The sequence below is a fragment of the Citreicoccus inhibens genome (assembly GCF_019039035.1).
GTDB classification, from domain to species: domain Bacteria; phylum Myxococcota; class Myxococcia; order Myxococcales; family Myxococcaceae; genus Citreicoccus; species Citreicoccus inhibens.
Window position 1 is genome coordinate 343,416 of the sequence record NZ_JAHNZT010000002.1, and the last position, 23,420, is coordinate 366,835.

A 23,420-nucleotide genomic window follows, 5' to 3' on the forward strand; every position below is an offset into this window, starting at 1 on the left:
AAGCACGCGTAGAGCACCGTCAGCTCACGCGCGAGCACCATCGTGCACCATGCATCGGAGACGACGTGGTGCAGCACCAGGCTCAACACGTGTTGCTCCGCGCCCAGTCGGAACAGCACGGCTCGCGCCACCGGGCCCGTGGACAGGTCGAAGGGCAGGGCGGAGTGCTCCCGGCAACGGCGCAGCATCGCCTCCTCGCGGTCCTCCACCGTGGCGCCCGCGATGTCCTCCACGCGCATGGGCAGTCCGCCTGTATCGGCGATGCGCTGTACGGCGCCGCTCTCCGTGAGGGCGTAGGTCGTGCGCAGCACTTCGTGGCGCCTCACCAATTCATCGAGCGCTGCCTGGAGCGCCGCCACATCGAGCGCCCCCGTGAGGCGGAAGTTGGAGGCGTTGTTGTAGGCCACGCTCGAAGGATCGAGCTGTTGCAGGTACCAGAGTCGCTGCTGGGCGAAGGACAGCGGCAGAGGCCGATCCCTTCGCGCGCGCGGAATCGCGGTGGCCCCCGGGACGTCGGCTGGACGCGGCGCGGGGGCTGCTGGGCGAGGCGCCCCGGGTGTCTCGGTCCGCGGCTTTGGCGCGGGCACAGGAGGTTTCGCCGAGGGGAGGGTCACGGGTTCGACCCGCCCCTCCGTGCGGAGCCGCGCGCTGCGTCCCGTCCGGTACAACCACGCCTCGGCATCCAATGGATGCGGCACGAGTCGCCGCGCGGCCTCCGCTTCAGCGCGCCAGAGCCCACGAGGCAAGCCCGCGCCGGCCAGGGCCAGCTCCCCCACCACGCCCACCGGCACCGGCTGTCCGCCCGAGTCGAGGATCCACGGCTGAAGTCCCTCGGGCACGCGCTCGTGCGGCGCGCGGGGAAGCAATGCGCCCTCGCGAGGGCCACCCGCGAGGAGGACCTCCACGCCGGCCGCGCGATACAGGGCGCTCGCCAACTCCGTGGACGCGCTGTCCAGGACGAGGGTACCCACGGGGCCCAGCGACTCCTTCGCTCGAGGCAGCTCCGCGAGCGTCCGAGCGAGCCGCGCGGAGGTGTGCAGCAACGTGGCGCCGGACTGCCGAGCCAGCTCCAGCAGCGCATCCACGCCCTGTTCGGCCTCCGCCACGACCTGGACGCGGTGCGCCGCTTCCTCGTGTTCGAGCTGCTCCCGCACCTTGGCCAGTCGGCGCAGGCCCTCCAGGACGACGGGAGTCTCCAGCCCGAAGTCGATGAGGCACGCGACCTCGTCCACGTCGGCCTCGCGCACCACGCTCAGGCGCTTCACCCCGCTGTCGATGGTGCCGATGAGGCCCGTTTGCTTCGCGTGCCCCTCGAACGTGTGCTCCAGGATGGCGTGAAGGTCTTCCTCGGAGACCTTGTCGATCTCCCCCTGGTAGCCCTGGGCCGCCAGCAGCGACGCGGTGATCTCCGCGGAACTGCGGAAGTAGCTCATCAACGGCTGCCGCACCGTCCTCAGCACTTCCTGCTCGTCGTCGCCGATGAACGTGTGGAGCATCACCGTGACGTGGCCTCGGCCCGGGTGTCCGTTGCGACGCCACGCTTCGCGGTAGAGCGCCACCTTCTGCTTCAGTTCTTCCAGCGGCTGGACCATCAGGCCCGTGAGCACGCCGGCGCCCAGCTCTCCGGCCAGTCGGAAGGTCTCGGGGCTCGATGTGGCGGTGAGCCACACGGGCAGCTCGCGCTGCACGGGGCGGGGCCGCAGCGCGACCTCCACCTGGACGCCTCCGCCGCCCGTCCGGCGGATCCGCTCCCCCCGCCACAACGCGCGCAGGGTCTCCAGGTTGCGTAGGAGGATGGTGCGGCGGTCCTCGTAGTTCTGCGGCGCGAACGAGAAGTCGTGCACGTGCCAGCCCGTGGCCACCGAGATGTCCACGCGTCCACCGGACAGGTTGTCCACCACGGACCACTGCTCGGCGACGAGCAGCGGATCATGCAGAGGCAACACGACGCTGCCAGAGCGCAGGCGCAGATTCCGAGTGACGGTGGACAGCGCAGCGGCGACCACCGCGGGCTGCGGATAGAGCCCACCGAAGGAATGGAAGTGACGCTCCGGAGTCCACACGGCGGAGAACCCGTGGGCGTCCGCGAACTTCGCGCCCTCGACGAGCAGTTCGTACTTGGGTCCGCTGAGCGAGTCCTCGTCGTTGGCGAAGTACAGGAGGCTCACGTCCAGCGCGCGCGAACGGGGCCCACCGCCCTGCAACCGCACCAGCCGCGCGGAGACTTGATCCGCTGGGAACACGACGCGCATGCCGCGCGACAGCGCCCACAGGGATTCCAGGTCGGCATGCTCCGGGGAGGAGTCCGCGGCGGCGAGCCACGTCCCCTCGGCGCTCGGGGACAGCCGAGCCTCCATCGCGGAGAACAGAGACGCCAACGCGCGGTGGTCGAGCGTCCAGGCTGGCTGTCCCGCTCCGGCGGGAAGGATCCAGGCGAGTGAGTCGGACCCCGGTGGCGCGGCTTCGAAGGACGGAGGCGGTGCATCCCGCGGCGCTTCCACGAACACGACCCGCGAGGGGTCCAGCCGCGCGGAGGTCACCATGCCCCGCCACGTGAGGATGAGCGGCGAGACCGAGCCCTCGGGTGAGTACAGGGCGAGGGTGCCCAGGTCGGTTGGCCCCAGGGCCACCACCGCCGCGCCGGCCTCCAAGGCGCCCCATTGCGCCGCGAGCTTCTCGGGCGTGGCGCGCAGGCAGAGCACCACCGGGTCTCCCGAACGCACGCCGAGGGTCCGCAGGCGTATCGCGATGCCCTTCGCCCAGTCGGCCAAGGCACGCCAGGTCCAGGCCGCTTCGCCACGCACCATCGCCACGGCCTCGGGTCCGCGCGCGAGCTGCTCCGCGAGCCGAGTGGTCACCCCGGGAGACGCGGTCGGACGCGCGGGCCGCGGCCAGGAGCGGTGCTCCTCGGGCGTCGCGAGGGGGAGGCGGGAGACGCGCGTCTCCGGAGCCGCGAGGGCAGCCCCCAGCAACACCTGGAGGTGCTCCACCAGGCGCTTCACGGTGGGGGCATCGAACAACTCGGTCGCGTACTCCAGGGCGCCGTGGACGCGCCCAGGCTCCTCGGCGAGCACCAAGGTCAGGTCGGACAGCGTGGCACCCCATTGCACGGGCGCGTCCGGCAGATCGATCAACGAGCCGCGAACCCCCGTCAGCTCCAGCGCCGCCGCGCCCCCGGCAATCCCGCTGTGGAACACGAAGACGGTGTCCGTCATGCGGCCCCGGCCAATGTCCTTGCCGGGGATGAGCTTCTCCACGAGGTATTCGAACGGGACATCCGGCTGTCCCTGCGCGTCCGCCACGTCCTGCTTCACCCGACCGAGCAGCTCGCGGAACGTCGGATCATCCGCGAAGCCCGTGCGGAACGCGGCCGAATGCGCCACGTAGCCAATCAGCGGGAGCAACTCGGCGCGGGTGCGATTGCCAATGGGCGTGCCGACGATGATGTCCGTCTGGCCACTGTAGCGATGCAGCACCGTGTTCCAGGCCGCCAGAACCACCATGTACGAGGTGAAGCCTTCGCGCTTGCCGAAGGCCCCCAACTCGCGCGCGAGGTCCGGCGGGAAGTCCACCGACATGCGCACGGAGGTGAGGGGGCTCGTTGGAGGCCGAGGGCGATCCGTGGGCACATCGAGGTGGCGCGGCATGCCCGCCAGTCGCTGGCGCCACCATTGCTCCTGCTCGGCCAGCCGGCCTTCGTTGATCTCCCGTCGTTGCCACGCACCGAAGTCGGCGTACTGAACGGGCAAGGGCGACAGCGGCGAGGGACGTCCCTGCCGGAACGCGCCGTAGAGCTGCCCGAGTTCATGGACGAACAGCGCGATGGACAGCGTGTCGCAGACGATGTGGTGGATGCCGCCGATCAACACGTGCAGCCGAGCTCCGAGCCGCAGCAGCGTGGCGCGGAGGACGGGCCCGTTGACGAGGTCGTACGGGCGCGCCGAGTCCTCCCTCGCCAGCCGGAGCGCCTCGGCTTCGCGCTCCTCGGGCGTACCGGCCAGCTCCACCACGTCCATGGGGACGTGGACGTGCGGGTGGAAGCGCTGAACGGGGCGGCCCTCGACGGTGTCGTAGGTCGTGCGCAGCGCCTCGTGGCGTTGGACGACTTCCTGGAGGCTGCGGTCCAGCAGCTTCGCGTCCAGCTCACCCTCCAGGCGAAGGATGAACGGGATGTTGTACGCGGAGAGGCCGGGGCGATGCTGCTCCAGACGCCACACGCGCTCCTGGACGAACGACAGCGGCAGCTCACCTGTGCGCGGCAGCGGCACGAGCGGCAGCTCGACGCTCTCCGTGACAGCGGGCGCCTGACGCAGCAGCGGCTCCAGGCGCTCGGCGATGCCCGCCACCGTGGGCGCTTCGAAGAGCGCGGCGAGCGGGAGTTGGACGCCGAAGGCTTCGCGCACCTGGTTGAGGAGCTGCGCTGCCATCAGCGAGTTGCCACCAATCTCCAGGAAGTTGTCGTCGCGCCCGACGAACGGCACGCCCAGTCGCTCGCGCCACAGCGACGCCAGCCGCTCCTCGATGTCACCCCGAGGGGCATCCTCCCGTCCGGGCGGCGGCGCGGAAGGTGCCGGAGGAGGTGCCACCTCCTCGCGCGCCTGCTCGGGGGCCCTCCGCGCGGGAGCGACCGTGGCCGCGGCGCTGGGCTTGGGCTTGGGCTTGGGCTCGACCCAGCATCGGATCTCCTGGAACGGATAGGTGGGCAGGTGCAGGCGTCGGCATTGTTCATGCGCGTGAACGGCGCTCCAATCCGGCTCCAACCCCAGGCTCCACAGATCGCCCAGGGCCGTCATCACCCCCGCGTGCTCGGGCGTCGCGCCTCCGCGCCGCAGTGAGGCCAGCGCCGTCACGCGGTCCTTGTCCGCGCCCAGGCACGCACGCACCAGCGGCGTCAGGTCCTGGCCCGGTCCCACTTCGAGCAGGATGCTACAGCCCTCTTCGAGCAGCGCGCCCACGGCGTTCGCGAAGCGCACGGGCTGCCGCATCTGCTCGGCCCAGTAGGTCGGCGTGCTCAGCTCACCCGCTCGGCTCCATGTCCCCGAGAACCCGGACGCGTAGCGCAGGGTGGGCGCCCCACACCGCATCGTGGCGACCTCTCGCGCGAGCGCGGGCATCAGCGGCTCCACGTCCGCGGAGTGGAACGCATGGGACGCGGGCATCCGCACCACACCAACGCCTCGGCGCTTCAGCTCGGCCTGGAGTCGCTCAATCTCCGCCACGGGCCCCGAGGCGACGCAGCGATCCGGCGCGTTGATCGCCGCCACGCTCAGCTTCGGTGACAGCAGCGGCAGGAGCTGCGCCTCCGGCATCGCCACGCCCACCATTGCGCCCTCGGGCAGGCGGTGTATGAGTTCGCCGCGAACCACCGACAGCCGCAGGGCGTCCTCCAGCGAGAGCACCCCGGCGACGCAAGCCGCGGCGTACTCACCGAAGCTGTGCCCCACGACCGCGTGAGGACGGATGCCCCAGGTCATCCACAGTCGCGCCAGCGCGAACTCCACGATGAACAGCGCGGGCAGCGCGACGCGGGTGTCACCCAGCAGCGGGGTGGCGGACGCTTCACCAAGGCCCAGCAAGGCGCGCACGGAAGCGGCGAGCGGCGCCTCCAACTGACGGAGGCACGTCTCCACTGTCGCGCGGAAGTCCGGCTCCGCGGCGTACAGCTCGCTCCCCATGCCGAGCTGCTGCGCGCCTTGTCCTGGGAAGACGAAGGCCACGCGGCGCTCGCGGGCCGACTCAGGCTCCGCGACATGGCGAGGCGTGGCGGACTTCACCAGCTGACGCGCCAGCGAGGCCGCATCGGAGGCCACCACGGCACGGCGGTACTCGAAGCCCTGCCGACCGGTGGCGTGCGTGAAGGCCACGTCCGCGAGCGACAACGACTCCGCATTCGCCTGGGCATGCTCCGCGAGGTTCCGCGCCGCTGCGTCCAGCGCCTCGGGGCTGCGCGCCGAGACGACAACGACGTGGTGGGGGCGGTGCGTGGATCCGCTCCGCGACATGGGGGACTCCTCGAGGATGGCGTGGGCGTTGGTGCCTCCGATGCCGAAGGAGCTGACCGCCGCGCGGCGGGGCGTCTCGCAGCGAGGCCAGGGACGGAGGGCGGTGTTGACGAAGAAGGGACCCGCGTCGAAAGCAATCTGCGGGTTGGGCTTCTCGAAGTGGAGGCTGGCGGGGATCTCTCCGTGATGCAGCGACAGCGCGGCCTTGATGAGCCCCGCCAGTCCCGCTACCGTATCCAGGTGGCCAATGTTCGACTTCACCGAGGCGAGCGCGATGGTGGCGCGATGCTCGTTCCCGAGGGAATAGGCGCGTTGGAGCGCAGCCACCTCGATGGGGTCTCCCAGCGGCGTGGCCGTGCCGTGGGCCTCGACGTACTGGATGTCCCTGGGCTTCACCCCAGCACGCGCCAGCGCCTGGGTGATGACCGCGGCCTGCCCCTGTACGCTGGGCGCGGTGTAGCCCGACTTCACGTGCCCGTCGTTGTTGGTCGCGGTGGACTTGATGACGGCGTAGATGGCGTCGCCGTCCCGCACGGCGTCCTCCACGCGCTTGAGCACCACGCAGGCCACACCGTTGCCACCGACGGTGCCCTGTGCCCGCGCGTCGAATGGGCGGCAGTGCCCATCCGGTGAGGACACCATGCCCTCCTGATAGATGTAGCCCGTGCGCTGCGGCACGGCGATTCGCGTCGCTCCCGCAAGGGCCACGTCGGACAGGCCCGAGCGCAGGTTCTGGCTGGCGAGGTGCACGGCCACCAGGCCCGTGGAGCACGCGGTGTAGAGCATCGTGCTCTCGCCCGTGAGCCCCAGCTTGAAGGACGTCTTGGTCGCGAGCGCCTCGTGCGTCGCGGTGCCGTACAGCTCGAAGACGGACGCGACGTCCAAGGCCGCGCTGCCTCGGACCGCCTCCGCGTAGCCCGAGTCCATCGCGCCCGCGTACAGCGAGATGGGCCCCGGGGGACGCCGTGGATCAATGCCCGCGTCCTCCAACGCGGTCCAGGCGCACTGGAGGAAGAGGCGCTGCTGCGGGTCCATCCACTGCGCCTCCCGCAGGGACAGACCGAAGAAGGCCGCGTCGAAGCGATCAATGCCCTCCAGCACGCCACCGGCCGGGACAAAGCCTGGGTGCTGCGACAGCTCCATCCCCTCGGGAAGCCCGGGCAGGCGCTCCAGCGCCTCGGGCGGGAAGTGGGTGATGGACTCGACGCCCTCGCGCAGGTTGCGCCAGAACTCACGGAGCGATCCCGCGCCAGGGAAGCGCCCCGCCATGCCGATGATGGCGATGTCGCCGGCCCCGGCGACGGGCCGCGGTGCCTCGCGCGTCGGGTTCGGAGCGGGGATCTCCACCGGCGCGGCCTCCTTCGCCAGTCGCCGAGCGAGGTCGTGCACGGTGGGGTGCTCGAAGAGCCACACGACGGGGAGCTCACGCTGCAAGGTTTCTCGCAGGCGCGCGGTGATGCGGACGACGGACAGCGAGGTGCCACCCAGGTCGTCGAAGAGGTGGTCGTGCACTCCCACGCGTTCCACGCCCAGCTCGCGCGCCCACAGCGTCGCGAGCTGCGTTTCGAGCGGATGGCTGGGCTCCACGAAGCGCCCCTGTCGGCCTGTCGTCACCGCGTCCGGTGGCGGAAGAGCCTTGCGGTCCACCTTGCCGCTGGGGCTCGTCGGCAGCTGCGACAGCAGGACGAAGAGCGTGGGGACCATGTACTCGGGGAGCCGCTCGCGCACGCCGGACCGCAGCGTGGCGGAGTCCAGCGGCGGTCGCCCCGAGCCCGACGCCACATAGGCCACGAGCTTGCGGTCGCCGGGCACGTCCTCTCGGACCACGACGATGCAGTCCTCCACGCCGGGAAGCGCGCGCACCGCGGCCTGCACCTCGGCCAGCTCGATGCGGAAGCCGCGCACCTTCACCTGGTGATCGATGCGTCCCAGGAAGTCGAGCGCCCCGTCCGCGCGCCAGCGCACCAGGTCGCCCGTGCGATAGAGCCGCTCACCGGGAGTCGTGGCGACGGGGTTGGGGAGGAAGCGCTCGGCCGTCAGGTCCGGACGCGAAACATAGCCGCGCGCCAGGCCATGTCCGCCGAGATACAGCTCCCCGGGAACTCCGATGGGCACCGGCTGCAACTGCGCATCCAGCACGAGCGCCACGGTGTTATCGAGCGGTGGCCCGATGGGCACCACGTCCCCGACCTGCGTGGGGTCCGTCATGGGGAACGCGGTCGCGATGACCGTGCACTCGGTGGGTCCGTAGCCGTTGGTGACGGGGATCCCGGTCAGCTCCAGGGCGCGGCGCGTGTGGACCGCGGGGATGATGTCCCCGCCCACGTGAGTGGCCCGCAGCCGTGCGAGGAGGCTGGGACGGTGCTCGACAATCTGCGCGAACAGGCTGGGGGAGAATTGCGCGAACGTGACGCCGTGCTGCGTCACCACTTGCTCCAGCCGAGCCAGATCCGTGGCGAGCGCATCGGCCGGATAGATGACCAGCCGACTCCCATGGAGCAGCGGATTCCACATCTCCAGGACGGACAGGTCGAAGGAGAGCGGGGCCAACAGGAGCCACGTCTCCCTCTCTCCCAACCCCTCGAAGGTCGCGCTGTGCAGCAGCCGGAGGATTCCCCGGTGCTCGATGGCCACGCCCTTGGGGCGGCCCGTGCTGCCCGAGGTGAAGATGACGTAGGCGAGGTTGCGCGGTCCGGCCCCCGCGTGGGGGGCCGTGGTCGGCCGCGAACCCAGCTCCAACTCCTCGGTGAAGGCGACGGGCACCTGGGAGTCCGGCAGGGACAGCTGCCCATGCAGCGCGCGCGTCGTGAGCAACAGGCGAGGCCCACCGTCCTCCAGCATCAGCGCGAGCCGGTGCGCGGGATAGGACGCATCCAGGGGGATGTACGCGCCTCCGGCCTTGATGATCGCCAACGTCGACACCACCAGGGGGAGTCCGCGCTCCATGCACACCGCGACGCGGTCATCCAGACCCACGCCCTGTTCGCGCAGCCAGTGCGCGAGGCGATTGGCGCGCAGGTCGAGCTGGCCATACGTCAGGCGCTCCTCGCCGCACTCCACCGCGAGGCGGTCCGGGTGTGCCGCGGCCCGCCGCGCGAAGTGCTCCGCGAGGGTCACGTCCGACGGATACGGTCGCTGCGTGTCATTCCAATCGAGGACGACCTTGCGCCGCTCGTCCGCGGGCAGGAACTCCAGCCGCGAGACGCGCGTGTCCGGCTGCGCGACCACGGATTCCAACAGCATGTGGAGCTGGCGCGCGAGCCGCTCCGCGGTATCCGGCGTGTACAGGTCGCTGCTGTACTCGATGTGACCGCGCACCCCGTCTGAGGTCTCGGTGAGCATCAGCCCCAGCTCGAAGCGCGCCGTGGCGTTGTCCACCTCCACGGGGCGCAAGCGGAGGCCGGGAGCGTGCAGCTCCTCGGCGGGCGTGTTCTGGAGCGAGAAGATGACCTGGACCAGCGGCCCTCGGCTCAGGTCGCGTTGCGGATGCAGCGCCTCGACGAGCTTCTCGAAGGGCAGCTCCTGGTGCTCGTAGGCGGACAGCGTGGTCTCGCGAAGCTGGGCGAGCAGGGCTCGGAACGAGTCCTGGGCCCGCACGCGCGCGCGAAGGACGAGCGTGTTGACGAAGAAGCCTACGAGCCCTTCGAGTTCACCCTGGCGACGTCCCGCGATGGGTGAGCCGATCAGGAGGTCCTCCTGCCGGCTGTAGCGCGACAGCAGGATGGCCCAGGCCCCCAACAGGGCCATGAAGGGCGTGGCGCCTTCCTGGCGGGCCAGGGTCAGCAATCGCTGGGACAGCTCGCGAGGCACGTGGACGGGATGCAGCCCGCCGCGCATCGAGCGGACCGTCGGCCGAGACTTGTCGGTGGGTAGCTCCAGCACCCGCGTGGCAGCGGCGAGGGCGTCCTGCCACCACGCCACGTGACGATCGAGCACCTCACCCTGGAGCCACTGCCGCTGCCACGCGGCGAAGTCGACGTACTGCACGGGCAACGCGGGCAGCTCCGGCTTGTGGCCCGATGCGAAGGCCACGTAGCCCGCGGCCACCTCCCGCACCATGACGCCCATGGACCAGCCGTCCGAGACGATGTGGTGCATGCACAGCAACAACAGGTGCGTGTCCTCCGAGAGTCGCAGCAGGCGCGTGCGCAGCAACGGCCCGGTGGACAGGTCAAAGGACCGCTGGGCCTCCTCGATGCACAGGCGCTGGGCCGCGGCCTCGCGCGCTTCGGCGGCGACTTCCTCCAGATCGGTGAGCGGAAGTGCCCAGGCTCCGGGAGGCTGGATCCGCTGCACCGGCTGGCCGTCCTTCAGGGCGAAGGTGGCGCGCAATGGCTCATGCCGGAGCACGAGGTATTCAAGGGCCAGCCGCAGCGCTTCGGTGTTCAGCGCGCCTTCCATCCGGAGCGCGCCGACCATGTTGTAGTGACTGCCGCCCGGCTGGACTTGATCGAGTACCCAGAGCCGCTGTTGCGCGAACGACAGTGGCAGCTCCCCGTCGCGAGGAATGGTCCGCAGGGGCGGCACCTGTGCCGTGCTCGGCTGGCGCACCAGGAACTGCTCTTCGACGAACTCGGTGACGCGGGCGACGGTGGCCGCGCCGAAGAACGCGCGCAGCGGAAGCTCGACATGGAACGTGGACCGCAGCCGAGACACGAGCTGGGTGGCCATGAGCGAGTGGCCTCCCAGCGCGAAGAAGTCGTCGTGGAGGCCCACAGGCTCGACGCGGAGCACGTCGCGGAACAGCTCCGCGACTCGTTGTTGGAACGGAGTCAGCCGTTCAACCGGGCGAGCCCCTGGGCTCCGCTCGACATCGGACGGCGGCGGCGGGAGGGCGTGGCGGTCGAGCTTGCCGTGAGGAGAGAGGGGCAGCGAGTCGAGGAGGACGAAGGAGGAGGGGAGCATGAACTCCGGCAGGAGGAGCCGGAGGTGAGAGCGAAGCGCTGCGGGGTCGATGGAGGAGGGAGAGACGTAAGCGACGAGGCGCTTGTCGCCGGGAGAGTCCTCACGAACGAGTGAGAGGGCCTCGCGAAGAGAGGGGAAGGAGCGAAGAGCGGCTTCGACTTCCCCCAGCTCGATGCGGAAGCCGCGCAGCTTCACCTGGAAGTCGGAGCGGCCCAGGAAGAGGAGGGAGCCGTCCGGGAGCCAGCGAGCCCTGTCGCCGGAGCGGTAGAGGCGAGCGCCTGGGGAGGAGGAGAAGGGGTGGGGGATGAAGCGTTCAGCGGAGAGGGCGGGGTTGCGGAGGTAGCCATGGGCGAGGCCATCGCCGCCGATGAAGAGGTCGCCCGGGACGCCGATGGGGACGGGATGCAGCGAGGCGTCGAGGAGGAAGACCTGGGTATTGGCGATGGGCCGGCCAATGGAGACCGCCTCCCCCACGGTGTCTCCAGGCGAGAGGAGGAGACTCGTGGTGATCGCCGTGCTCTCGGTGGGACCGTAGGCATTGAGCACCGAGCGCCCCTGGGCCAGCCGGGCGCGAGCACTGGGCACCGGCATCACATCACCGCCCGCGACGAGCTGCCGGACCTGCGCGAGCGCTTCGGGCGCGTGCTGCTGCATCAGGTCGAAGAGCGCGGCGGACGTGAAGATCGTGGAGATCCTCCGCGCAGTGATGACGCGCGCGAGCTCTGCTACATCTGGCGCATGCGGTGGCGCGAGGACCAACCGGCCGCCATGCAGCAACGCGCCCCAGATCTCCAGCGTCGACGGATCGAACGTCAGCGCGGTCGATTGGAGGATGACCTCCTGCGGCCCAAACTGGACGAAGGTCGAGCCGAACAACAGGCGCACCACGCCGCGATGCGGGATGGCCACGCCCTTGGGCTTCCCCGTGGAGCCCGAGGTGTACGTCACGTACGCGAGGCTCTCCGCCCAGACCTCCCGTGGCGGTGCGTCGCTGCGGGCACGAGCAAGCTGCTCGGCCTCGGTGTCCAGGCGCACGACCGGGCGAGTCCCCACGGGCAGCGCTGACGCCAGCGCCTCCTGCGTGAGCACCGCCGCCGCGTCCGAATCGTCGAAGAGGAAGGACAACCGCTCCGAGGGTTGGGCCGCGTCGAGCGCCACATAGCTCCCACCCATCTTGAGGATGCCCAGCAATCCCACGATGAGGTCCAGGCTCCGGTGCATGCAGACCGCGACGCGCGGTGCGGGCCCAAGCCTCAAGCTCAGCAAATGCCACGCGAGCTGATTGGCTCGCGCTTCCAGCTCCGCGTAGGTGAGGGCCTCGTCTTCGAACTCGACGGCGACCGACGTGGGGGCGCGGTGGACCTGGAGCGCGAACAACTCCGGCACCGTGGCCTCGCGCGGATAGTCCACCTGCGTGGCGTTCCAGTCCTCGAGGATCTGCCGTTGCTCCCCGACCGTCATGAGGGTGAGCGCGCTGATCCGCGCTCCGGCATCCTGAGTGACGACCTGCAGAAGATTCAGGAAGTGCGACGCGAAGCGACCGGCGGTCGCCGGGGTGAAGAGGTCCTGGCTGTATTCGAGCGCGCCCTCCAGGGTCCCGCCGCGCGCCATGAGGGACAGGCCCAGGTCGAACCGCGCGGTGTCCGGCGCATTCGGAAGAATGTCCACGCGAACGCCCGGCAACGACGGCGGCGCCATGGGGGCGTTCTGCAACGCGAACATCACCTGGAACAGCGAGCCACGCTCCGTGTCGCGCTCGCCCCCCACCGCGTCCACGAGTCGATCAAAGGGAACGTCTTGATGCGCGTAGGCCGTCAGGGCCTCGGCGCGCACGCGGCGGACCAGCTCCGTGAAGGAGGGATCTCCCTGGAGGTCCGCGCGCAGGACCACCGTGTTGACGAAGAACCCGATGAGGGGCTCCAGCTCCGGGTGACTCCGCTGCGCAATGGGGCTGCCGACGCAGAAGTCCTCCTGTCCCGAGTAGCGCGCCAACAGGGTCTGGAACGCGGCGAGCAAGACCATGAACAAGGTCGAGCCCTCGGCGCGCCCCAGTCGCTCCAGCGCGACCACGCGCTCCTCGGGGATGACGAAGAAGTGACTGGCACCTCGGAGGCTGCGGGTCGCGGGTCGGCGGAAGTCTGTGGGCAGCTCCAGCACGGGCACATCCTGGAGGCGCGCGCGCAGGACCTCGACTTGGGACTGGAGCGCGTCGGAGCGCACCCACTCTCGCTGCCAGCTCGCGAAGTCCGCGTACTGGAGCGCCAGGGCCGGCAAGGCCGTGGCGCTGTGCCGCGTGAGCGCGTCGTAGTGCGCGGCGACCTCGGTCACGAGCACGCCCATGGACCACCCGTCCGAGACGAGGTGGTGCATGCACAGCAGCAGGACGTGCTCGTCCTCGGTCACGCGGAGCAGGCGGGTGCGCAGCAGGGGGCCCGTGCTCAGGTCGAACGGATGGTGTGACTCCTCCGCGATCCGCTCGCGCAGGCGGGGCTCCGAGAGCGCGCCGACGTCTTCCACGGGGAGTGGCCATGTGCCGGGCGCGGAATGGATGCGCTGCCAGGGCTGGCCATCGCGGACCACGAACGTGGTGCGCAGCACTTCATGTCGCTCGACCAGCCGCGCGAAGGTGGCGCGGAGGGCGTCAACATCGAGCGGTCCCGAAAGGCGCAGGGCCACGGGGACGTTGTACGCGGCCTGTCCTGGCTGGAGTTGATCCAGGAACCACAGCCGCTGCTGTGCGAAGGACAAGGGCAGCACGTCCTCGCGAGCCACCGGACGCAGCGGCGGCATCGCCGCGCGCGAGGCCCCGCGCAACGTCGAGTCGAGCTGCTCGGCGAGCCGCTCGATGGTCGGCGCCTCGAAGAACGTGCGCAATGACAGGTCGACCCCCAAGCGTGCCCGGACGCGGGTGACCAGCTGGGTGGCGAGCAATGAGTGGCCGCCCAAGCTGAAGAAGTCATCGCGGAGGCCGACCTGCTCCAGGTGCAGCACTTCGCGGAACAGCGCGCCCACTTGTTCCTGGAGCAGCGTCCACGCCTCCGAATCCTCCGAGCCCTTCACGCGGCCCGGCGGCGGGAGGGCGTGGCGGTCGAGCTTGCCGTGAGGAGAGAGGGGCAGCGAGTCGAGGAGGACGAAGGAGGAGGGGAGCATGAACTCCGGCAGGAGGAGCCGGAGGTGAGAGCGAAGCGCTGCGGGGTCGATGGAGGAGGGAGAGACGTAAGCGACGAGGCGCTTGTCGCCGGGAGAGTCCTCACGAACGAGTGAGAGGGCCTCGCGAAGAGAGGGGAAGGAGCGAAGAGCGGCTTCGACTTCCCCCAGCTCGATGCGGAAGCCGCGCAGCTTCACCTGGAAGTCGGAGCGGCCCAGGAAGAGGAGGGAGCCGTCCGGGAGCCAGCGAGCCCTGTCGCCGGAGCGGTAGAGGCGAGCGCCTGGGGAGAAGGAGAAGGGGTGGGGGATGAAGCGTTCAGCGGAGAGGGCGGGGTTGCGGAGGTAGCCATGGGCGAGGCCATCGCCGCCGATGAAGAGGTCGCCCGGGACGCCGATGGGGACGGGATGCAGCGAGGCGTCGAGGAGGAAGACCTGGGTGTTGGCGATGGGCCGGCCAATGGAGACCGCCTCCCCCACGGTGTCTCCGGGCGACAGCAGGTGGCAGGTGGTGAAGGTCGTGCTCTCGGTGGGGCCGTAGGCGTGGATGAGCGCGCACCCCGACGCGAGCCGCTCGCGCACGCGCTCCGCTGGCATCACCTCGCCTCCGGCCATGAGCTGACGCACGCCAGCCAGGGCTTCGGGGTGGTGTTGCTGCATCTGATCGAACAGCGCCGTGGTGAGGAAGAGCACGGACACGCGATGGTCGATGAGGACACGCGCCAGTTCGGCCAGATCCGGCGCACCGGGTGGGAAGAGAACCAGCCGAGCCCCGTGCAGGAGCGCGCCCCAGATCTCCAAGGTGGACGCATCGAAGGAGAGCGTGGCGAGTTGGAGCACCACCTCCTCCGGCCCGAGGTGAACGAAGGTCGAGCCGAACAACAGCCGCACCACGCCGCGATGCGGGATGGCCACGCCCTTGGGCTTCCCCGTGGAGCCCGAGGTGTACGTCACGTAAGCCCAGGCCTCGGGAGGGGTCAGGACCGAGAGTGCATCGGACGACCGGGAGGCGATCTGCGCGGTCTCGGAGTCCACGCACACCACGCCGCCGAGCCCCGCAGGCAGCTTCTCCACGAGCGCGCGCGTGGTGAGGGTCGCGACCACGCCCGAGTCTTCGAACAGGAACGCGAGTCGCGCGGCCGGGTAGGCCGGATCGATGGGGACATACGTTCCGCCCGCCTTGATGATGGCGAGCACGCCCACGACCATGTCCAGCCCGCGCGGCAGGCACACCGCGATGCGCGGCGTGCTGCTCAGCTTCGACTCCAGCAGATGCCGCGCGAGCTGATTCGCCCGTGCATCCAACTGCGCGTAGGTGAGCCGCCCCTCCGCGGACTCGACCGCGATGGCCGAAGGGGTACGTCGCGCCTGGGCGAGGAACAACTCCGCGAGGTTCGCCTCCTTCGGGTAGTCCGCCTGCGTCGCGTTCCATTCGACGAGGACCGTCCGGCGCTCGTCCTCGCTCATGAGCGGAAGCGCGCTCAGCTTCCGGTCCATGCCGCGTGAGGCCTCGCGCAGGAGGCGCTGGAACTGCTCCGCCATGCGCTGAGCCGTCGCGGCGGTGAACAGGTCCCGGCTGTATTCGAGCTGTCCCTCCAGCTCCCCCCCGCGCTCCAGGAGCGACACGGTGAGGTCGAACTTGGCGGTTCGCGTGGTCCATCGCATCAGCTCCACGCGCAGCTCGGGCAGCGCGGGAGGAGGCAGCGGCGCGTTCTGCAGCACGAACGCGGTCTGGAACAGCGGCGTGCGCGAAAGGTCGCGCCCTCCGCCGAGCGACTCGACCAGTCGATCCAAGGGCACGTCTTGATGGGCGAACGCGGCCAGGGACTCCTGCTGCACTCCGGCCAACAACTCCGCGAAGGTGGGCTCTCCCTCCCAGCGGGCGCGCATCGCGAGGGTGTTGACGAAGAACCCGAGCAGCCCCTCCAGTTCGGGCCGGACGCGGTGGGCCACGGGCGTGCCCACACAGAAGTCACGCTGCCCCGACAGCCGCGACAGCAGGGCTTGCCAGCCCGCCATCAAGACCATGAACAAGGTGGCGCCGTGCTCCTGGCCGCGCTTCTCCAGCGCGCTCACCAGCGGCGCAGGGAGCGTGAAGAACACCGTGTCCCCGCGCGAGCTGCGCACGGCCGGACGTGGCGAATCCGTCGGAAGCTCCAGCGTGGGAACTCCGTGCAGGTGCGCTGTCCACCAAGCCCGTTGGGCTTCGAGCGTGGGCCCTTCCTGCTCGTGACGCTCCCACGCCGCCTGGTCGGCGTATTGGAGTGGCAGCGGTGAGAGCGGGGACGCACGCCCTTCCGCCAGCGCGGCATAGAGCGTGGCGACCTCGCGGACGAGCACGCCCATGGACCAGCCATCCGAGAGGATGTGGTGCATGCAGAGGAGCAGCACGTGCTCCTGCGCTTGCGTGCGCAGGAGCACGGTGCGCAGCAACGGGCCGTCGGACAGCGAGAACGGACGATGCGCCTCTTCCTCCATTCGCTGCGCCAAGGTCTGTTCGCGCGCGAGGGGCGTCAGGCTGCTCAGGTCCTCGATGGGGAGCGCCCAGTCCGTGGGGGCGGGGTGGATGCACTGGCTCGGCGCGCCGTCGCCCGGGAGGAACGTGGTGCGCAGTGGTTCGTGTCGTTGGACCAGCGCTGCGAAGGTTCGTCGCAGGACATCGACGTGCAGGGCCCCGGTGAGCCGCAAGGCGATGGGAATGGTGTACGCCGCTTGTCCGGGCTGGAGCTGCTCCAGGAACCAGAGTCGCTGCTGCGCGAACGAGGACGCCAGGACGGTAGGGGTGCTCGGATCCGCGGAGCGTGGCAGCCGTGGAACAGACAGAGTGGCTGGCGTGGAGGGCTCTGATCCACGGAGGGCATCGAGACGCGCGGCGAGGAGCGCGACCGTCGGAGCCTCGAAGACGGCGCGCAGGGAAACCGGAACACCAGCCCGAGCACGCAGCCGCGTCACCACCTGAGTCGCCAGCAGCGAATGCCCGCCGAGCGCGAAGAAGTCATCGCGAGCCCCCACGCGCGGCTGCCCGAGCACTTCGGAGAAGACCTGGGCCACGGCCTCCTCGGTGGGCGTGCTGGGGGCCACGTACTCCTCTTTCAGCGCGGAGCGATCCGCCTCGGGCGCGGGGAGCGCGGCGCGGTTCACCTTGCCGCTCGGCGTCAGTGGCAAGGACGGCAGCACCACGAAGACCGACGGCACCATGTGCGGCGGCAGCTTCTCCGTCAGCACCTGCCGCAGCCGCGTCACTTCGCGCGAGGCACGGGCTCCGCGCGTGGGCTCATTCGACGTGGCGACGGGTGCCCCCTCGAACCGCGACGGCTCCGGCGTCAGCGCGATCCGCGTTCCCGAGCCCGTCCGACTGAACGCGACATCCATCGCGCCGTCGCGATAGGCCCCGCCCCAGCTCACCTGCACGTCGTACCCAAGCGCTCCCCCCAGGGCGTACAGGTCCTCGGGCTCCACGCCACGCGGCCCCGGCCAGTCGCGGAGCGCTTCTCGCAATGAGGCCACCGTGGCGGGTCTGCCGGACCCCGTGAGCAACTCCACCGCGCGCGCGTCCTGCCACACGCGGGCATTGGGGACGCGCCGTAGGGCGAATACCTCGGGGCGCGTGAGCAAGCGCTCTCGCATCGACTCCAGCGTTGCCTCCGAGCCCTCCGCCCACTCCGTCGGATGGAACCGAGGTGCGTCGGCGGAGGCGACATGGAGGATGACCTCGTAGCGGAAGCGGGTCAGCTCGTTGTCATACCGGCCATGCTTGGGGAGCACTTCGACGTGCGAGATGCCGGGAAGCAGCTCCGGCAACGCCGCGAAGAACGCGGGCGAGAGCAACAGCTCTTCTTCGCCCAGCACGTCCTGCTGCGCGCGATACCAGAGCTGCGCGGTGGACAGCGTCGGGGAGGCACGCGCCAGTCGCACCGAGGCGCGGAACGCCTCCAAGAGCGTGAGGTTGCGCACGTCCCCCAGGAAGATGCGTCCCCCGGGGCGCAGCACGCCCACCGCGCCTCGCAGCACCTGAATCAAGTACTCGGCGCTGGGGAAGTATTGGATGACCGAGTTGAGGATGACCGTGTCGAATGTGCCCGGCTCCACTCCGGAGAGGTCGTCCACGCTCCGGTGCAGGAGTGTCACGGAGCGCAGCGCGTCGCCCATCCGCTCGCGCTGGGCCTCGATGCGATCGAGCGCGGGGCGCGCGAAGTCGATGCCCCAGTACGCCTCGCAACGGGGCGCGAGGCGGTAGAGCAACAACCCCGTGCCACACCCCAGCTCCAGGATGCGACGGGGCCGGAGCTGGAGGATCTGCCTCACGGTCGTGTTGACCCACTCCCGCATCTGCTCGGCGGGCAGCGGCCCACCCGAGTAGCTGTCGTTCCAGCCCGAGATGTCGAAGGTGGGATCCTCGCTCGCGACTCCGAGCGCATAGGTCTCGTCGTAGACGGCCTTCCACTGGGCCGTCTGCTCCCCCGCGCCCGCGGACTCCAGCTCGCCCAGGACGATGTAGGCCGCGAGCCGCTTGTCCCCGGGCGAGTCCTCGCGGGCGACCACCACGACATCCCGCACGGAGGGCTGCGCGCTGAGCGAGGATTCAATCTCACCCAGCTCGATGCGGAAGCCACGAAGCTTCACCTGGGTGTCGATGCGCCCCAGGTACTCCAGGTCTCCCGAGGGGAGTCGGCGTGCGAGGTCGCCCGCGCGGTAGAGCCGGCGTCCAGGCGTGGGGCCGAAGCGATCCTCGACGAAGCGGGCCGCCGTCAGCTCCGGCCGGCGCAGATACCCGCGGGCCACGCCCGCGCCACCGACGTGAATCTCGCCCGGTACCCCCACCGGCACGGGCTGCCCGGCCGCGTCGAGCAGATAGATGCTCAGGTCCGGAATCGGGCGGCCAATGACACTGGACCACGGCCGCTCCAGGTCCTTGATGCCCACCGGGCGGTAGGTGACATGCACCGTGGTCTCGGTGATGCCGTACATGTTGATCAGCCGAGGCCGTGCGTCCCCGTGACGCTCGAACCACGGGCGCAGCGCGGCCACGTCCAGCGCCTCCCCCCCGAAGATGACGAACCGCAGCGCCAGCTCGCGCGGCTCCAGGGCCTGTGCCTCCGCGTGGATGAGTTGTCGGAAGGCCGTGGGCGTCTGATTGAGGACCGTGACGCCTTCATCGGCAAGGAGGCGCAGGAACGCCTCGGGCGAACGGCTCACCCAGTACGGGACGACGACCAGCCGCCCGCCATGAAGCAGCGCGCCCCACAGCTCCCAGACGGAGAAGTCGAAGGCGTAGGAATGGAACAGCGTCCACACGTCGGACGCGTCGAAGTGGAACCACGCGTCGGTCGCGGAGAAGAGGCGCGAGACGTGGTCATGTTGCACCATCACGCCCTTGGGCTTCCCCGTGGAGCCCGAGGTGTAGATGACGTAGGCCAGATCCGTGGGCGCGTTGCATCCCAATGGACGCGGCGCCCCCTTGGACAGTGCCTCCCTCAGGTCGCTGTCCATCCGGAGCACGGTGGCCCCCGGAGCGGGCACGCATTGTTCCAACGACGTCTGGGTGATGAGGACTGGCGCCTGCGCGTCCTCCAGCATGAACGCGAGCTGCTCTCGCGGATATGACGGATCCAACGGGAGATACGCGCCGCCCGCCTTGAGGATGCCGAGCAGCGCGACCACGAGGTCCAGCCCGCGCTCCAGACACACGCCGACGAGCACGTCCGGGCCCACGCCGCGCCGAGCCAGGACCTGGGCCAGCGCGTTCGCTCGCACATCGAGCGCGCGATAGGTCAGCGACGCTCCCGCGCAGCTCACGGCGAACGCCTCGGGCGTGCGGTCCACCTGCGCCTCGAAGCGCTCCACCAAGGTGGGCTGTCGAGGCGCGTCCTCGCCGGGGTTCCACGCGTGCAGCACCTGTTGCCGCTCGGACTCCGCCATCAACGGCACGGTCGCAACGGCGCGCGAGGGCTCCTCCACCATCGCGCCGATGACCACTTCCAGATGGCCGAGCAGTCGGTCGATGGTCTCCGCGTCGAACAGGTCGGTGGCGTACTTGCAGCCCACCCAGAGTCCATCCGGGCCGTGGGCCGCCTCAAACGTGAGGTCCAACTCGGCGGTGTGGTTGTCCAACAGCGCCACGTCGAGCGACAACCCCTCATCCAGGGAGAGCGCGCGAGGAATGTCGTAGTCATCGAGGACGAACGCGATGTTGTACAGCTCGCGCCGCGACGAGCCCGGCTGTGCCGCCGCGAGCACATGGTCGAACGGGCAGTGTCCATGCGCGAGCGCGCCCAACGTGCTCTCTTTCACCCGGGAGAGCAGCGCCGTCATCGTCCCTTCGGCGGGAACCTGGATGCGCAACGGGACGAAGTTGGTGCAGTCGCCCACCAGCGTTCGGATGCCTGGGACGTCACGCCCCGAGACCGCCGTCCCCAAGACGAAGTCGGCTTGCTGACTCCAGCGATGCAGCACGGTGGCCAGGGCCGACACCACGCACATGAATGGCGTCGCCCCCTGGCTTCTCCCGAGCGCATGAAGCCGGGCCATGAGCGCCGCGGGCACTCGTCGCGACCGTCGCGCCCCGTGGAAGGACAGCCGCGACGGACGCGGGCGATCCGTTGGGAGGACCACCATCGGCGGCGCCTCGGCGAGCGTGCGCCGCCACCACCCCAGCTCGGCCGCCATCGCGCGCGCGGTCAGGTGCTCGCGCTGCCACGCCGCGAGGTCCGCGTACTGAAGGACAGGCTCCGCGAGCGGAGATGCCTGGCCCGAGGCCCAGGCGGAATAGAGGGAGGCCAGCTCGCGCACGAGCAGTCCCACGGACCAGCCGTCCACCACCAGGTGATGCAGCGACAACACGAGCACATGTGCGTCGTCCGCGAAGCGCAGCAGCGTGCCACGCCACAGCGGCCCCACGGACAGGTCCATGGGGTGCTGTCCATCGCGCGCGGCCTGGGCCTCCAGCTCCGCCTGACGCGATTCGGGCGACGCGCTCGGGACAGCCAGGACGGTGAAGCCTTGCGGCGCGGGAGGATGGATCCGTTGCCAGGGCTCGCTCGCGCGAACATCGAAGGTGGTGCGCAGGACCTCGTGCCGACGGACGATCTCCGTCCAAGCCCGTTCGAGCACCGCCACGTCCAAGGCCCCTTGAAAGTGAAGGGCCAGCGGGATGTGCGAGGCCGTGGAGGTTGGCTCCAACTGCTGCAACACCCACAGGCGTCGCTGCGCGAAGGACGTGGGGGCATCCGCCGTCCGCCCCGGCCGAGGGTGGGGCGGAGGCAGCGCCGCGGCCTCCTGCTCCGTCGCGAGTCGTCGCGCCAGACGCTCCACACTCAGGTCATCCAGCAACGACGCCGCGGGGACACGCTTGCCGAGCCGCGTCTCGATGCGGTCCTGGAGCTCAGCCGCGCCCAACGAATCCAGGCCCAGCCGAGTGAGCGGCGCACTCACGTCGATTGTCGCGGTCCCCGCGCCCAGCACCGCGCGCAGTTCATCGAGGAGGACCTGCTCCACCGCGTCTGGGGGGCGCGAAGCCGGTGCCTCGGTGCGCGCTCGTGCGGGGGCTTGCCCCTCATCGCGCCACACCATGGCCAGGGTGCCTTGGGCCAGTCCCTCGCGGCAGGCGAAGCGCTGCAGCTTCCCGCTCGACGTCTTGGGGATACTCCCGGGTGCGAGCAGCGCCACCACGTGGGGCTGGAGCTCCAGGGCACGCGCGATGGCTTCTCGCACCGATTGGCCCACGGCCATCAGCGCCTGGGCATCGCCGGCTTCCGCCAGCTCACGCGCCACTTCGGCCACCACCGCGAGCGCTTCGCCGCCCGAGGTCTCCACGGAGAACGCCGCCACGCCGCCGGGCCGCACGCGGGGATGCGCGCGTTCGACCACCGACTCGACGTCCTGCGGGTACACGTTGCGACCGCGCAGGATGATCAAATCCTTGCGCCGCCCCGTGACGAGGAGCTGGCCATCCTCGGTCAACACCCCCAGATCGCCGGTGCGCAAGTAATGCGCCTCGGCCTCCTCGGGGTGGCTCACGGCGAGACGGGCATGGAACATCGCCTCGGTCTCCGAGGGCTTGCGCCAATAGCCTTGGGCGACGCTCGGCCCCGACACCCAGATCTCTCCCACCTCGCCGGGCGCGCGTGGCACGCGGGACTCAGGATCCACCACGCGCAGCCGCTGCGTCTCCAGCGTGGCGCCGCATCCGATGAGCGAGCGCGTGCCCGGTGTCTCGGGCGCGCCCGCGCCCCCCCGGCCTCGCGCCAGCTCGGACTCCTCTACGGGGTGGAGGCGCGCGCCGCGCCCCTTGCGCTCGCCGGTGACGATGAGCGTCCCCTCGGCGAGCCCGTAGCACGGGAGGAAGGCCTCGGGCCGGAAGCCGCTTGGGCCGAACACCTGCGTGAAGCGCTCCAGCGTCGCGGCGCGGATGGGCTCCGCGCCACAGAACGCCACGTCCCAGTGGCTGAGCTCCAAGCCCTCCAGGTCCTCGGGCGTCGCGCGTCGCGCGCACAGCTCGAACGCGAAGTTGGGGCCTCCGCTGACGGTGGCGCGTCGCTCCGAGACGGCTCGCAACCAACGCATCGGGCGCTGGAGGAAGTCCATGGGCGACATCAGCGTGACGGGGAAGCCCGCGTAGAGCGGCTGGAGGATGCCGCCAATGAGCCCCATGTCATGGTACGGCGGCAGCCAGATGACGCCCCGGCTCTCGGGGCCAACCTCGAACGCGCCAGCGATCAACCGCAGGTTGTGCAGCAGGTTCGCGTGGCTGATCATCACCCCCTTGGGGGTGCCCGTGGAGCCCGAGGTGTACTGGAGGAACGCCAGGGATTCGGGGCCGCACGCCGGCTCACGCCACGAGGACTCCCCACCGGCGGGCAGCGTGTCCGTGGCCAGCCATTGCAGCGCGCGGAAGTCCGGCGCCTGCTCGAACACGAAGTCCGTGAGCGACAGGATGCCGGAGGTGGTGAGCACCACCGTCGCCTCGGCGTCCTGGATGATGGCGCGCAGGCGGGGAAGGGTGCGCTCCAGCCGCGTGGGATCCGGTGGATACGCGGGCACGGCCACGGCCCCCGCCAGCAGACACCCGAAGAAGCCCGCGATGTACTCGAGGCCCGGCGGATAGAGCAGCAGCACCCGCTGCCCCTCCGCGCCCCTCGCCTGGAGCGCGACAGCGATGCGCCGCGCGCGCACCTCCAGCCCCCGTGCGCCTAGGACCTCCCCGTCGGCGCCATCAGGACCCAGGAACGTGAACAGCCGCTCCTGAATTCGTGAGTCCAATGCGCGCTGCTGCAACAGCGCGAGGAGCGTCCTCGAAGTCTCGTGCATGGGAGAGCCCGTCGGTTCGATGTCCAATCGCGAACAAACCGGTCATACCAGTCCATATGCGCG

At 70.3% G+C, this 23,420-nt stretch carries 1 protein-coding gene (only partly in view); it reads right to left on the reverse strand.

The annotated features are described in order from the left end of the window. Positions 1–23,357 carry the 5' portion of a non-ribosomal peptide synthase/polyketide synthase gene (locus KRR26_RS03965; RefSeq protein WP_217079153.1) on the reverse strand. Its footprint begins 13,024 nt before the window's first position, so only the first 23,357 of its 36,381 coding nucleotides appear in the window; its start codon is at positions 23,355–23,357; its stop codon lies beyond the left edge, outside the window. Positions 23,358–23,420 lie beyond the last annotated feature (63 nt).